The 13764-nt window shown below is 69.6% G+C and carries 15 protein-coding genes; 8 read left to right on the top strand and 7 right to left on the bottom strand.

The window, feature by feature from the left end:
- Window positions 1-34: 34 nt before the first annotated feature.
- A complete protein-coding gene (locus ACLBW1_RS13255; protein WP_447812312.1) occupies window positions 35-1720 on the bottom strand; it encodes an FAD-dependent oxidoreductase in 1686 nt (561 codons plus the stop codon).
- 180 nt (window positions 1721-1900) lie between these two features.
- On the opposite strand from ACLBW1_RS13255, the gene ACLBW1_RS13250 reads away from it, so the two are divergent.
- The gene (locus ACLBW1_RS13250; RefSeq protein ID WP_447812311.1) at window positions 1901-2698 is read left to right on the top strand and encodes an acyl-[acyl-carrier-protein] thioesterase; all 798 of its coding nucleotides are present in this window, start codon (window positions 1901-1903) and stop codon (window positions 2696-2698) included.
- Between the two features lie 13 nt (window positions 2699-2711).
- Here ACLBW1_RS13250 and ACLBW1_RS13245 read toward each other — a convergent pair whose 3' ends face one another.
- From ACLBW1_RS13245 to ACLBW1_RS13235, 3 genes are read right to left on the bottom strand one after another with little or no spacing between them, the layout of a single operon-like run.
- Entirely contained in the window at window positions 2712-3218 is a 507-nt protein-coding gene (locus ACLBW1_RS13245; RefSeq protein WP_447812961.1) for a DUF3558 domain-containing protein, read from the bottom strand.
- A gap of 47 nt (window positions 3219-3265) precedes the next feature.
- Window positions 3266-3829: a DUF3558 domain-containing protein gene (locus ACLBW1_RS13240; protein WP_447812310.1), complete on the bottom strand. Its 564-nt coding sequence runs from the start codon at window positions 3827-3829 to the stop codon at window positions 3266-3268.
- 53 nt (window positions 3830-3882) lie between these two features.
- Entirely contained in the window at window positions 3883-4284 is a 402-nt protein-coding gene (locus ACLBW1_RS13235; RefSeq protein WP_447812309.1) for an RNA-binding S4 domain-containing protein, read from the bottom strand.
- 135 nt (window positions 4285-4419) lie between these two features.
- Here ACLBW1_RS13235 and ACLBW1_RS13230 point away from each other — a divergent pair, with 135 nt between their 5' ends.
- The 6 genes from ACLBW1_RS13230 to ACLBW1_RS13205 are packed head-to-tail and all read left to right on the top strand — an operon-like array spanning window position 4420 to window position 12028.
- Entirely contained in the window at window positions 4420-5010 is a 591-nt protein-coding gene (locus ACLBW1_RS13230) for a TetR/AcrR family transcriptional regulator (RefSeq protein ID WP_447812308.1), read from the top strand.
- A complete protein-coding gene (locus ACLBW1_RS13225) occupies window positions 5007-6269 on the top strand; it encodes an MFS transporter (protein ID WP_447812307.1) in 1263 nt (420 codons plus the stop codon). The genes ACLBW1_RS13230 and ACLBW1_RS13225 overlap by 4 nt, the downstream gene beginning before the upstream one ends.
- On the top strand, window positions 6266-7489 hold the full coding sequence (locus ACLBW1_RS13220) for an alanine racemase (protein WP_447812306.1): 1224 nt from the start codon (window positions 6266-6268) through the stop codon (window positions 7487-7489). Before ACLBW1_RS13225 ends, ACLBW1_RS13220 begins: the two co-directional genes overlap by 4 nt.
- Complete coding sequence (locus ACLBW1_RS13215) at window positions 7486-8793, top strand: D-arabinono-1,4-lactone oxidase (RefSeq protein ID WP_447812305.1); 1308 nt, start codon at window positions 7486-7488, stop codon at window positions 8791-8793. The genes ACLBW1_RS13220 and ACLBW1_RS13215 overlap by 4 nt, the downstream gene beginning before the upstream one ends.
- Window positions 8790-10802: a neutral/alkaline ceramidase gene (locus ACLBW1_RS13210; RefSeq protein WP_447812304.1), complete on the top strand. Its 2013-nt coding sequence runs from the start codon at window positions 8790-8792 to the stop codon at window positions 10800-10802. The genes ACLBW1_RS13215 and ACLBW1_RS13210 overlap by 4 nt, the downstream gene beginning before the upstream one ends.
- Window positions 10803-10837: 35 nt before the next feature.
- Entirely contained in the window at window positions 10838-12028 is a 1191-nt protein-coding gene (locus ACLBW1_RS13205) for an endonuclease/exonuclease/phosphatase family protein (RefSeq protein WP_447812303.1), read from the top strand.
- 8 nt (window positions 12029-12036) lie between these two features.
- Here the strand turns inward: ACLBW1_RS13205 and ACLBW1_RS13200 are convergent, their stop codons facing one another.
- Together ACLBW1_RS13200 and ACLBW1_RS13195 are read right to left on the bottom strand one after the other, a co-directional pair.
- A complete protein-coding gene (locus tag ACLBW1_RS13200; RefSeq protein WP_447812302.1) occupies window positions 12037-12417 on the bottom strand; it encodes a type II toxin-antitoxin system VapC family toxin in 381 nt (126 codons plus the stop codon).
- Window positions 12414-12662 (bottom strand): AbrB/MazE/SpoVT family DNA-binding domain-containing protein, encoded by a 249-nt coding sequence (locus ACLBW1_RS13195; protein WP_447812301.1) that lies wholly within the window; start codon window positions 12660-12662, stop codon window positions 12414-12416. The genes ACLBW1_RS13200 and ACLBW1_RS13195 overlap by 4 nt, the downstream gene beginning before the upstream one ends.
- 78 nt (window positions 12663-12740) lie before the next feature.
- Between ACLBW1_RS13195 and ACLBW1_RS13190 the strand changes: the two genes are divergently transcribed.
- Entirely contained in the window at window positions 12741-13256 is a 516-nt protein-coding gene (locus ACLBW1_RS13190) for a hypothetical protein (RefSeq protein WP_447812300.1), read from the top strand.
- A gap of 16 nt (window positions 13257-13272) precedes the next feature.
- Here ACLBW1_RS13190 and ACLBW1_RS13185 read toward each other — a convergent pair whose 3' ends face one another.
- Window positions 13273-13764: a hypothetical protein gene (locus ACLBW1_RS13185; RefSeq protein WP_447812299.1), complete on the bottom strand. Its 492-nt coding sequence runs from the start codon at window positions 13762-13764 to the stop codon at window positions 13273-13275.

The raw sequence follows: 13764 nt of genomic DNA, 5'->3' as shown, positions 1-13764 counted from the left end.
TCTGGTGGATGGCTTCCTCGGACGGGCGGTGGGGTCAGCGTGCCGCGGCACTCTCGAGCTCGTGGATCCGGACCAGTTTCACCCTGCGGCGGCCCGCCTCGCGACCCGCGGACTTCTCTGCGGCGTCGATGCTCTTCCAACCGGTGCCGTCGATGCGGTTGGCACCGCGACCGGAGACCAGCTCGGCGATCTTCTCACGTGGCGACGACGGCTCGCCCAACACACCCTCGGTGAAATCGGCGAGCACCGCGAGCGCGGTCTGCTGACCGTCGAGGCGGTTCATCCCGATACCGCCGGTCGCGCCCCGCTTGATCCACCCGGTGACGTACACCCCGGGCAGTACGTCTCCGTCGACCTCGGCGAGCACTCGTCCCTCGGCGTTGGGGACCACGCCGTGGGCGGGGTCGAACGGCAGGTCGGTGACCGGGACACCGCGATAGCCGATGGCGCGCATCACGATCGAGGTCTCGATCTCGAACGTCTCCTCGGTCGGTGTGACGGCCACCCGCTCACCGTCCACCAGCGCGTTGCGCACACACACCAGCTTCGAGACCGCGCCGGCCTCACCCTCGGCGCCGTCGGCACTGAGCTCCACCGGTGACACGAGGAAACGGAACACCACCCGCTTGGCGGCGCCGGTCTCGCCACGGTCGGCGAACTCCCGGGCGATGCGGATCTTGGTCGCGATGGTGGAGTCGATGGACCCGTTGTCCAGGCCCTCCTGCGAGGCGGCGTCGAGCGTGAGCTCGGCCGGATCGATGACGACGTCGACACCGGGCAGGTCGCCCATCGCGAGGAACTCGGCGTTGGTGTACGCCGCCTGGGCGATGCCGCGGCGACCGAGCAGCACCACCTCCTTGACGTTGCTGGTCCGTATCCGCTCGATCGCGTGGTCGGCGATGTCGGTCGCGGCGAGGGTGTCGGGGTCGGTGAGGAGGATGCGCGCGACGTCGAGGGCGACGTTGCCGTTGCCGACGACCACGGCACGTTCGCTCGACAGGTCGAAGTCGAGGTCGGCGTAGTCGGGGTGGCCGTTGTACCAGGCGACGAACTCCGTCGCGGGGATCGAACCGGGCAGGTCCTCACCGGTGATGCCCAGGCGCTTGTCGGTCGACGCGCCGACGGCGTAGATCACCGCCGAGTAGTGCGCGAGCAACTCGTCGTGGGTGACGTGGGTGCCGACCTCGACGTTGAGGAAGTACTCGAACGTCTTCTTGTTCGCGGTCGCGGCGAAGGTCTTCTCGACACCCTTCGTCGACGGGTGATCGGGCGCGACACCGGCGCGCACCAGTCCGTAGGGGGTGGGCAGGCGGTCGAACATGTCGACGCGTACCGCGGAGTGACGCACCAGTTCCTCGGCGGCGTAGAACGCGGCCGGGCCGGCGCCGATGATCGCGACGTGGAGTTCCTTGCCCTGCGGCAGCGGCGGCTGTTTGCGCGGGGGCACCAGGCCGCCGGAGACGTCGTGGTCGGTGTAGTAGTCGGCGTTGATCTGCAGGTACCGCTCACCTTTGTCGTCGAGCTGGTCGTCGGGGAAGATCGCCTCCACCGGGCACTCGTCGATGCAGGCGCCGCAGTCGATGCAGGTGTCGGGGTCGATGTAGAGCATCTCGGCGGTGACGAACTCCGGCTCGTCAGGTGTGGGATGGATGCAGTTCACCGGACACACGGAGATGCAACTCGCATCGTTGCAGCACGGCTGTGTGATCACATGCGCCATGAGAGTCTCGACCTCGGCTCGCTCGGACGCGCCCACAAAGTGGAACGTGTTCTAGTTGTTGATGTACGTCACTCTAGCCACCGGGTCGCGTCCGCGATGTCCGGTGTACGAAGCGAGCCTATGCTTCGTTGGTTGTGACGGGTGTGCCGAGGGTCACCGCACACTGCAGAGAGGATTCGCGTGACGCCGGAGTCGTACCCTTTCGTGCCTGCGCTCGACGATCGCCTGGCGAAGGCGCAGTTCTTCGAGGCGTCCTATCGGGTCCGCACCGGCGACGTCGATCAACAGATGCGGGTCCGTCTCGACGGCGCCGCGCGGTATCTGCAGGACATCGCCAACGACAATATCGAGGCCACCGACTTTCACGACTCCGATCCGTTCTGGATCGTGCGTCGCACGGTCATCGACGTGATCGAACCCATCACCTGGCCCGCCACGGTCACGTTGCAGCGCTGGTGCGGCGCGCTGTCGACCCGGTGGACGAACATGCGGGTACGGATCACCGCCGAGCACGAGACGAACCGCTTCAACCCCGAGATGCGTCCGCCCGGTCTGATCGAGACACAGGCGTTCTGGATCAACGTCAACGACCAGGGGATGCCGTCGCGCATCACCGACGAGGCGTTCGAGATGCTGGCCGAGATGACCGACGAACACCGCCTGCGGTGGAAGACGATGCACCCGACCCCGCTGCCCGACGACGACGGCACCGACCGCGTCCACGTGCTGCGCAGCACCGACTTCGATCCGTTCCGCCATCTGAACAACGCGGCCTACTGGGAGGCGGTGGAGGACGAACTCATCGATCACCCCGACCTCGTGGGGCGTCGCCACCGCGCGACCATCGAGTACCTGCGTCCGGTGACGCCCGGAGCGCAGATGACGCTGCGTCGTCGTCGGGTGGGCGACGAGTTGCTGATGTGGCTGATCGTCGACGGCCAGGTCGCCGCGACGGTGAGTGTCACCGCAGCCGCGTGAGGGCGGCGGGTTACTACTGGCCGCCGGTGAGCACCAGTTCCATGAGCTTGGTCGGCGCCGCACAGGGGTCGGCGGCCGCGGCGGTCGTGCGTGGCTCGACCCACCACGTGTAGACCCCACGCGCCGGCGAGTTCGCCGTGACACCGCACGCCGCCGGGCGTCGGGGGTCGCGCTGGGTGAAGGCCGCGGTGCTCGCGATCCGGACGTTCTCGGTCTCGTACCCGAGCTTCTTCGCGGTGTCCTTCTCGACCGAGACGGTGCCGGTCTCGAACCAGTTGAACGTGACACCGGTGACGACGGCACCGGTGACGACCCACCGGCAGATCGCGCCGTTGAAGGTCGACTCGGCGGTGGTGCCGCCGACGGTGGTCGCGATCTGGTCGAGGCTCAACAGCCGGGTGCACTCGAGGGTCAGACCGTCGTACTTGTCGGTGTCGACCGATCCGGGATCGCCACTGGACCCGCCGCCCAGAGGCACCGCGGTGCCGTCGACCGAGCGGCTGCACCCGGTGAACACCATCAGGCACACGGCGAGCACGGCCACGATCGCCGCGAGTCTCCGGCGCGTCACTTCGCACGCTCGATCGACATGGTGGACAGCTGCTTGGCCGCCCCGCACACCTGGTCGGTGGACCGCTGGGTCACCCCGGGGGCGGGGAGGCCGTAGCTGACCGACCACTCGAAGAAGTCGCCGCCGAACTCCATGCCGATCTCGCAGATCCCGACGTCGGAGGCGATGAAACCCTTGGCGCCGTTGATGGTCAGGTCGGAGACGGACTCTCGGGAGAGTTGTTCGGTGGCGCGTTCGCGGCCGATCGGGCTACCGCGGTACCAGTTGAAGGAGAACTGCGGACCGAGTTGGTCGGCGCTGGTGACCCATTCACATCCCGACGAGTTGTTCGTGGTGTTCGTGAGTCCCGCGATGCCAACGATCTGCGACACCTCGGCGGTGGTGACCCCGCCGCATTCGCCGAAGAACGGACCCGAGCCCGCGGCCGACGCCGCACTCGCCGACGCGGGCGCAGAACCTTCGTCGCCGGAATCCGAACACCCGGCCAGCAGGGCCACCGCGGCGATCACCACGGCCACGAGCGCGGCGAGCGACCGCGGGGCTGCTGGGGGTCGGTGCACACCGCCGAGTGTAGGGCCGCCGGCCGCGGAGACGGCGGGTTCGCGCCGCGCGGTCACGGCGAGTTCTCGCGTCCGCGCAGTCGGTCGGTGTCGCGGCGTTCGCGTTTGGTGGGCCGTCCCGCACCGCGTTCGCGGACCGGGATCGACGCCAGGACCTCGCGGGGTGGTGGTGGCGGGCTGCGGTCGATCATCGCGGCGGCGGCCACCGGCGGCCCCACCCGTTTGGACAGCACGGTCACCACCTCGACGATGCGGTCACGACCACCGACGCGTAGCCGTACCTCGTCGCCGGGGGCCACGTGTTGGGCGGGTTTGGCGGGCGAGCCGTTGACCTTCACGTGCCCGCCGCGACAGGCCGATGCGGCCTGCGATCGCGTCTTGGTGAGCCGCACCGCCCAGATCCAGCTGTCCACGCGGGTACTCGGGAGCGCGGAGCTCGGGACCGGGCCGGACATGACGCCCACGATAATGCTCGCGCGGTCGGTCGCCGTCGGTTACGGTTCTCGCCAACTGGGTCACTTGACCCACTCGAGTCCGTCGAGGAGCCGACCATTCCCCGCATACCCGTCGACCAACGTCGCGACCGCCTCGTGGAGGCGGCGTTCCGGGTGGTCGCCGACCACGGTGTCGACGCCGCGACGACGCGCCGCATCTGCGCCGAGGCCGGGATGTCACTGGCGAGCTTCCACTACGCGTTCGACTCGCGGGCGGCACTGCTCGAGGCGCTGGTGGTCGCCGGTCTGGCGAGTGAGGACTCCGCGGTCCACGCGGTTCTCACCGCCGTCGACGGTGACGGGGGCCGCGACGGCACCGACCGCCCCGACATCGACGACCTGCTGCGCGGTGGCCTCACCGGGTACCTCGACAGCGTCGTCGCCGACCCCGGCCGCGAGCAGGCCATGATGGCGCTGACCCAGTACGCGCGACGCACACCGGGACTCGAGGCGTTGGCCGCGCGGACCTACGAGCGGTATTACCAGCTCGCCGCGCGGGCGCTGACCGCGGCGACCGAGGCATCGGGGCGTCGATGGCGCACCCCTCCGTCCGAACTCGCCCCCGTGGTGGTCGCGGCCACCGACGGCCTCACCGCCGCGTACCTCACCACCGGCGACCTACGCAACGCCCGCCGGATCGTCGAGGCCTGCGTGACGGTGCTGCTGACCCATCTGGAGTCGGCATGAGCGGGCCCCTCACCGCGACTCCGACCCGCGTCGACGCGCGGTGGATCGGGTTGTTCGCCGTCGCCTGGGTGGGCATCTGGATGGCGCAGCTGACTCCGTTCCAGCTCAGCCTGCCCGAGCAGATCAACGACCGGCTCGGGATCGGCGGCACGATCACCGACGACACCTGGCGGCACAGTGTCACCACGTTCGGTGTCGTGTCGGGGATCTCGGCGGTGGTCGCCCTGGTCGCGTTCCCGTTGACCGGGGCGCTCTCGGATCGCACCACGAGCCGGTTCGGTCGACGCCGCCCCTGGATCGCGGGCGGCGTGCTCGTGTTCGCCGCCGCCCTGGCCATCCTCGGGACCCGACACGGCCTGGTGGGCATCACCGTCTGGTGGTGCGTGGCCATCGGCGGTTTCGGTGCCGCCTCGGCGGCGTTGACCGCGTTGATCGGAGACCGCGTACCTACCGACCAGCGCGGCGTGGTGTCGAGCTGGGTGTCGGCACCCCAGGCGATCGGCGTCATCGTCGGTGTCGCGCTCCTCTCCGCGCTCGGATTGTCCACGGGTGGGGGTTATCTCGTGGTCGCGGCCCTGCTCGTCGTGTGCGTGCTGCCGTTCGTGGTCACCGTCACCGATCCTCCGCACCGGGTCCACGAGCACCGACGCCTCACCGTGGGCGGTGTCGTGGGCGAGCTGTGGGTGTCGCCGCCCGAGCACCCCGACTTCGGATGGACACTGCTCGGGCGGATCCTCGTCAACCTCGGCAACGCGTTGGGCACCTCACTGCTCCTCTATTACCTGCAGTTCGGACTCCGCGTCGACGACGCCGAGGGTTCGCTGTTGCTGCTCACCGCGATCTACATGGTGTTCGTGATCTCGGCCGCCATCGGGTCGGGCATCCTCAGCGACCGCGTCGGGCGCCGGAAACCCTTCGTGCTGGCCGCCGGTGCGCTGCAGGGCCTCGCCGCGGCGAGCATCGCGATCTCGGCGGGGGTCTCGACCACGATGGTTGCCGCCGCCCTGCTCGGGGCGGGCTTCGGCAGCTTCCTCGGTGTCGACCAGGCGCTGGCCACCCAGGTGCTCCCCTCGCACGAACACACCGGAAAGGACCTGGGCATCATGAACATCGCCATGGCCGTACCCCAAGCCCTCGGACCACTGCTCGGCGCCGGGATCGTGGCCGCAACAGGTGGTTTCGTCGCCTTGTTCGTGGTGTCGGCGGTCCTCGGCGTCGCGGGCGGACTGTCGGTACTGCGCGTCCGGTCGGTCCGATGACCACCTCCACGACCGCGATGGACCAGTGGAGCCGGATCGACCGCGCCACGGCACATCTCGACGGCCCGGTGGTCGCGCTCGACCGCGCGGCCTTCGAGGCCAACGTCGCCGACCTCCGTCGCCGCGCCGGCGGTGTACCGATCCGGGTCGCGTCGAAATCGCTGCGGGTGCGATCGGTGATCGACGACGTCCTCTCCCGCGACGGCTTCGCCGGCGTGTTGGCCTACGACATCGACGAGGCCGTCTGGCTCGCGACACGATCGGGCATCACCGACGTCCTGATGGGGTATCCGACGGCGCGCAGAGCCTCGATCGCGGCGCTGGCCGCCGACGACGTCGCAGCAGGACGGGTGACCCTGCTCGTCGACTCGACCGATCACCTCGACCTCATCGACGCCGCGCTACCCGCACGCGCACAACCGATCCGGGTCGCGATAGATCTCGACGCCTCCCTGGACGCCCCCGTCCTGGGGCATGTCGGTGTGCACCGCTCCCCGGTCCACAGCGTCGACGACGCCGTCGCATTGACCCGAGCGATCGTGGCCCGGCCCGGGGTCACGCTGGTCGGGGTGATGTCGTACGAGGCGCAGGTCGCCGGGGTCGGCGACTCCGCACCGGGGACGCTGGCCGGCGGAGCGCCCCTGCGCAACCGGATGATCCGCGCGATGCAGGCCGCGTCGATGGCCGAGTTGCGACGGCGCCGGGGCGCCGCCGTCAGCGCGATCCGCGATCTGTGTGATCTCGAGTTCGTCAACGCCGGTGGCACGGGATCGCTGGAGGTGACCGCGGCGGATCCGTCGGTCACCGACATCGCCGCGGGCAGTGGGTTCTTCGGCGGGCACCTGTTCGACACCTACTCCCGTTTCCGTCCCGCACCCGCGCTCGGATTCGGGCTGCAGGTGGTGCGGCGGCCACGCCCGGGCATCGTCACCTGTCACGGCGGCGGATGGATCGCGTCGGGGCCCCCGGCCCCCGATCGACTGCCCCTCCCCGTGTGGCCCCCGGGGTTGACCTACATCGACCGGGAGGCGGCGGGCGAGGTGCAGACCCCGTTGCGCGGCGAGGCCGCCGACGCCCTCGCCATCGGGGACCGGGTCTGGTTCCGCCACACCAAGTCCGGCGAACCCGCCGAACACAGCGCGTCGATCGTCGTCGTCGACGGCGACGAGGTCGTCGACACCGTGCCGACCTACCGAGGTGAAGGGAAGTGTTTCCTGTGACGACGACAGTGCCGTGGACCAACTGGGGCCGAACGCAGGCGGTGACACCACGGGAGGTGGTCGCCGTGGCCGACGCCGACGAGGTTCGTGCGGTGGTGCACCGTGCCCGCTCGGAGGGGGTCACGGTCAAGGCGGTCGGCTCCGGCCACAGTTTCAGCGGACTCGCGCTGGCGCCGGGCATCCAGATCGACACGACCGCGATGAGCGGGATCGTCCACGCCGACCCCGCCACCCGACGGGTCACCGTGCGCGCGGGCACGCGGCTGCACGACCTGCCGGCGATGCTCGAACCGCTGGGGCTGGCCATGCCGAACCTCGGAGACATCGACGCCCAGAGCATCTCCGGTGCGACGTCGACCGGAACACACGGCACCGGGCGCAACTTCGGTGGCCTGGCCACACAGATCGTCGGGCTGACGATGGTCACCGGTACCGGTGACACGGTCACCGTCACCGACGACGACCGGACCACGTTGCAGGCCGCCGCATTGGGTCTCGGCGCCCTGGGCATCATCACCGACATCACCCTCGCATGTGTCCCGGCGTTCGCGCTCGAGGCCGTCGAGCGCCCGATGCCCGTCGACGACGCCATCGCCGGGTTCCTCGACACCGTCGCGACCACCGACCACCACGAGTTCTACTGGTTCCCGCACACCGATGTCGCGCTGTCCAAGACCAACCGGCGACTGCCCGCCGACACCCCCGCCGAGGGACCCGGGAAATTCCGGCGCCACCTCGACGACGAGGTCCTCAGCAACTCGGTGTTCGGGGTGATGTGCTCGGCCGGGGCCCGCATACCCGCGCTCACACCACGTCTGGCGCGGATCGCCGGTGCGGCCCTGTCGGCACGACGGTTCGTCGACGCCTCCCACCAGGTGTTCGTCTCCGACCGGCGCGTGCGGTTCCGTGAGATGGAGTACGCCATACCGCTCGCGGAGATCCCCGACGCGGTCACCGAGATCCGCCACCTCATCGAGACGCGGGGGTGGCGGGTGTCGTTCCCGATCGAGGTACGGGCCGCCGCGGCCGACGAGCTCATGCTCTCGACGGCGTCGGGGCGCACCAGCGGATACATCGCGGTGCACCGATTCCACGGCGATCGACCCGACGACTACTTCACCGAGATCGAGAAGATCCTGCTCGCCCGCGACGGGCGTCCGCACTGGGGCAAGATGCACACGCGGACCGCCGACGACCTGCGCGCGGTGTACCCGCGTTTCGACGAATTCCTCGCCGTGCGCGAGGACTTCGATCCCGACCGCGTGTTCGCGAACGATCACCTGACCTCGGTGCTGGGCCGATGACCGCCGAGTTCTCACGCCGCACCGTCCTCGGTGGCCTCGCCGTCGGCGCCGCGACGATCGGTGTCGCCGCCACCGGCGCCGCACGGGCTGTCGCCGAACCCGCCGGTACGGGACTGCTGGTCGGGGCGGGCAAGGCCGATGTCACCGGAGCCGTCGCCGGCCAGGGGATGATGGGCTACTCCGAGCAGGAGCAGGTGTCGACCGGTCTGCTGTCGCGGTGCTGGGCGCGGGCCCACATCGTCGTCGACCGCGCCACCGGCGAGCGGGTCGCGTTCGTCAATGTCGACATCGCGTGTCTGTTCCAGTCGGTGCACATGGGTGTGATCGCCGCGCTGCGAACGCGTCTCGGCGGCGTCTACACCGAGCGCAACGTGAACCTCAACGCCACGCACAACCACAACTCGTGCGGCGGGACGGCCTGGGACTACGCCTACACCCTGGCCGCATACGGCTTCAAGAAGCGGTCGTATCGGGCCGAGGTCGACGGTATCGTCGCGGCGATCGAACGGGCCCACGCCGACCTCGCGCCGGGTTCGATCACGCTGGGCCGCACCGAGCTCGGTGACGCGAGTGCCAACCGGTCACGGATCGCGTTCGATCGCAATCCTGCCTCCGATCGGCGCGCGTTCCCCCGCGCCATCGACCCGGCCGTCACCTCGTTGCGCCTGCGCCGCGACGACGGCACCGACATCGGGCACATCACCTGGTTCGCCACCCACGGCACGTCGCTGACCGACCGCAACACCCTCATCTCCGGGGACAACAAGGGGTACGCGAGCTACCGCGCCGAGACCGAGAACCCCGGTGTGATCGCGTCGTTCCCGCAGACCAACGCCGGCGACATGACACCGAACCTGTGGGTGCGTCCGTTGCGACCGGGCGGACCGACCGCCGACAACCGCACGAACTGCCTCATCATCGGCGATCGGCAACACCGCGCCGGCGCAACGGCTCTCGGTGGTGCCCGGCCCATATCGCGCAGCGGCGTCGCGTCGGCGATCACCTACGTCGACTTCGCCGCCGTCGCGATCGACGGCCGCTACACACCCGACGGCCGATCGGCGCGGACCGGCGCGGCGTGCATGGGTGCGGCGGCGTTCGGGACGAGCCGTGAGGACAACTGGAATTTGCCGGTCCCCCTGTTCGACGAGGGGCAGAAGACACCGATCCCGGCGTCGCTGCGCGACATCCAGGCCCCGAAGCTCATCGTGGCGCCGTTGGGCCTGCTGCCGCCGTGGCCGTGGATCCCGCAAGTCCTCCCCATCCAGCTCATGCGGATCGGTGATCTCGTGTTGGCCTCTGCCGCAGCGGAGTTCACGATCGTCGCCGGACTCCGGGTGCGGCGGACCGTGGCGGCGGCACTGGGCATCGACATCGACGACGTGCTCATGCAGGGATACGCCAACGGCTACAGCCAGTACGTGACGACCCCCGAGGAGTACGACGCCCAACAGTACGAGGGCGGTGAGACCCAGTTCGGTCGCTGGACGCTGTCGGCGTATCTGCAGGAGTTCGACCGCCTGGCGCGATCGATGGCCTCGGGGGCGGCGATCGGACGGGGTCCGGCGCCTCTGGACAAGTCCTCGATCCAGCCCGATCTGCTGCCCGCAGTCCCGCCCGACACCGCCTTCGGGGGTCGCCGGTTCGGCGATGTGCTGACGGCGCCGCGCGCGACCTACTCCCCCGGATCGACGGTGGTCGTCGACTTCGTGGGCGCACACCCGACGAACGACTTCCGCACCGGCGACACCTACCTCGCGGTCGAGCGTCGGGAAGCCGGGGCCGCGGGCGGGCGATGGGTGCGGGTGTTCGATGACGACGACTGGTGCACCGAGTTCCATTGGCGGCGACCGACCGGTTCGGCGACCGCCTCGGTGGTGTCGGTGCGGTGGACGGTTCCCGACGGCACGCGCGGTCGGTTCCGCATCCGCTACCTCGGGGACCGTAGGACCGCCGACGGCACGGTCACGCCGATCAGCGGGACGAGCGCGGAGTTCACCGTTGCGTGACCTCCCGTTCGCCGGCCGACGCTAATGTTCGCCGGATGCGGATCCGTACTGCCCTCCTGGCCGCGCTCGTCGTCGGTGTCGGCGCGGTGACGGCGATTCCCGCCGCGGCCGCTCCCGGCTTCGGATCGTCCGGGGATCCGTCGACGGTGCGGGTCGCGACCTTCAACGCCAGCCTCAACCGCGGTTCGGCCGGCGCGCTGCTGTCGGACCTGCGGTCGGGACCGAACGCCCAGGCCAAGGTGATCGCGCAGATCGTCCAGATCAACCATCCGGACATCCTGCTGCTCAACGAGTTCGACTACTACCCGGGACTCGCGGCGGCGAAGGCGTTCACCGGCAACTACCTGCAACGGTCGCAGAACGGGCACGCCCCGATCGACTATCCCTTCATGTACACCGCTCCGGTCAACACCGGCGTGCCGACCGGTCGCGATCTCAACGGCGACGGTCGCACCGACGGCCCAGACGACGCCTACGGTTTCGGTGCGTTCCCCGGCCAGTACGGGATGCTCGTGCTCTCGAAGTTCCCGATCGACACCGCGAGGGTGCGGACATTCGCGAACTTCCTGTGGAAAGACCAGCCGGGCAACCTGATCCCCCGCGACTACTACGGTCGCAACGCCGACATCCTGCGCCTGTCGAGCAAGTCGCACTGGGATCTGCCCGTCGACGTCCACGGCCGCCGGATCCACCTGCTGGCGTCGCATCCCACTCCCCCGAGCTTCGACGGACCCGAGGACCGCAACGGGCGGCGCAACCACGACGAGGTGCGGTTCTCGGCCGACTACATCGCCGGAGGCGCACGCGCGCAGTACATCCGCGACGACGCCGGTCGCCGCGGGGGTCTCGAGCCCGGCGCGTCGTTCGTGATGGTCGGCGACCAGAACAGTGATCCTCTCGACGGCGGGCCGCCCGGGCCCGGTGTCGGCGCGATCGGTCAGGTGTTGTCGCTGCCGCAGGTCCATGACCCCCTGCCCGCATCGGCGGGTGCCGTGGTCGCCTCGGTCGGCGAGACGGGTCACCGCACCCCGCCCCAGCTGCGAACCGCGGACTTCGCCGACCCCGTTCCCGGTAACCTGCGCGTGGACTACGTCCTGCCGTCGAAGGATCTCCCGGTGGCCGGCGCCGCGGTCTTCTGGCCCGCGCCCGGGCAACCCGGCGCGGAACTCATGCCGCCGACCGTCAGCAGCGATCACCGGCTCGTGTGGGTCGACCTGAAGCTCTAGCGACGCCGTCAGCGGATCTGGATGATCGTCGCGGGGATGTCGATGCCCGACCACGCTCGATCTGCCGTGACGACATCAGAGCCGCGGGATCGCAATCCGACGGCGAGACAACAACGATCCCCGAGCGACAACCCCTGCGCACCGTCGACGGCCCGCAGGGCGGCCGCCATCATCGCGTCGTCGGCGGTGATGGCGGTCAGGGTCACGCCCGCGGCGACGAGTTGCGCGCGAACGCTGCGCGGATCGCCACCCACATCGACGACCTTGGTCGCGATCTCCGCGAGATTCACCGTCGACAGAACCGAGCCGTCGAGCAACTCCGCGACCATGTCGGCACCGGGTTCATCGTTGAGGAGCGCCAGAACCGCCGATGCATCCAGGACTATCACCGCTGGTCGTCGGTCGCTTCGACACGCCGCTCGGCGAGGAGTTCATCGACGAGTGAACGACCCTGCGTCAGCTCGGTCAGGACGCCGCGCAGCTGCCGGGCGGCGTCGGCGGGTCGTTCGATGATGATCCTTGTCCCCTCGCGAGCCACGCTCACCACGTCCCCCTCGGCCAGGCCCACCTCGTTCCGCAGACCGGCGGGGATGACGATCCTGCCCTGCTTCCCCACGGTAACCGTGTCACTCATCTCTCGATTGTGCCACGAAACAGGATCCGTGCCACCCGCTCCGGCGACTGCGTCCGACCCGACTGCCAGGATGGCGCGATGACCACACCTACAGCGCAGAACGACCCGATCATGGACCGGATCATCGCCGCGGTCGGGGCGCATCGCCTCGACGGCGACACCCGCCACCGCTACACCCTCGTCGAGCTCTGGTCGGAGATCACCCCGGGCGGGGACCCGTTCCACCGCTGCGTACTCGCCCACCACCTCGCCGACATGGTCGACGATCCGGCGCAGGCGCTCATGTGGGATGTGCGCGCCCTCGACGCCGCCGACGTCCTCGACGACTCACGGGCGCAGGAGCATCACATGAGCCTGCAGGTGGCGGCGTTCTATCCGTCGCTGCACCTGAACATCGCCGACAATCTCCGTCGGCTCGGATCGTTCGATGCCGCAGCCGATCACCTCGACGCCGCGCGGGCGCGCGCCGGTGCGCTGACCGGCCTCGGACCCGAGCACTCCGGGTACGTCGAGATGATGACGACGCTTCTCGACGACATCGGAACGATGACCCGGGCCCGATCGTCGGAGACACGCGCGACGCACCCGGCCTGATGGGGCGGGCGTCAGGTCACCGCGTGAGCTCGCGCCGCACAGCCCGCACGAAGGCCGCGGGGTCGTCGGCGGTCACGTCCAGGTGATCGACTGCCACACCGATTATCTCGAAGCACCGCAGGTGTAGACGCACCGTCGCGTCGCCCTGGCGAAGGGTCGCGCTCCGCGACGCCTCATCGACCTCGACACCGGAGAACCCGGAACCGTCGACACGGCACACGTCGACCGTCTCGATAGCCGATGCCGGGACGTCGAGACCAGCGAAGACGCTGTTGCGCAACACGAGTCGACCCTCGCCGATCACGTGGGGTCTTGTGCGCAGCGAGGCGAGGATGCCGAGCAACCAGCAGAGTGCGTACACATGGATGGCCGCGGCCATGATCGCCGCTGTCGCCGACGAGGTGAACAGGCCGATCAGGACGTCGATGACGACACCCTCGACGATCGCCAGGGCGGCGACGGCGAGAAGCAGCGGCCGCACCTGCCGTCCGTATCCGAACGTGCGCAC

The sequence above is a fragment of the Williamsia sp. M5A3_1d genome (genome assembly GCF_053345315.1).
This window is presented reverse-complemented; position numbering and strand designations above follow the sequence as displayed.

Coding starts and splice junctions, on each gene's coding strand:
- ACLBW1_RS13255 (WP_447812312.1), bottom strand. CDS start 1,720: ATGGCGCATGTGATCACACAGCCGTGCTGCAACGATGCGAGTTGCATC.
- ACLBW1_RS13245 (WP_447812961.1), bottom strand. CDS start 3,218: ATGGTGTTCACCGGGTGCAGCCGCTCGGTCGACGGCACCGCGGTGCCT.
- ACLBW1_RS13235 (WP_447812309.1), bottom strand. CDS start 4,284: ATGTCCGGCCCGGTCCCGAGCTCCGCGCTCCCGAGTACCCGCGTGGAC.
- ACLBW1_RS13225 (WP_447812307.1), top strand. CDS start 5,007: ATGAGCGGGCCCCTCACCGCGACTCCGACCCGCGTCGACGCGCGGTGG.
- ACLBW1_RS13220 (WP_447812306.1), top strand. CDS start 6,266: ATGACCACCTCCACGACCGCGATGGACCAGTGGAGCCGGATCGACCGC.
- ACLBW1_RS13210 (WP_447812304.1), top strand. CDS start 8,790: ATGACCGCCGAGTTCTCACGCCGCACCGTCCTCGGTGGCCTCGCCGTC.
- ACLBW1_RS13205 (WP_447812303.1), top strand. CDS start 10,838: ATGCGGATCCGTACTGCCCTCCTGGCCGCGCTCGTCGTCGGTGTCGGC.
- ACLBW1_RS13195 (WP_447812301.1), bottom strand. CDS start 12,662: ATGAGTGACACGGTTACCGTGGGGAAGCAGGGCAGGATCGTCATCCCC.
- ACLBW1_RS13190 (WP_447812300.1), top strand. CDS start 12,741: ATGACCACACCTACAGCGCAGAACGACCCGATCATGGACCGGATCATC.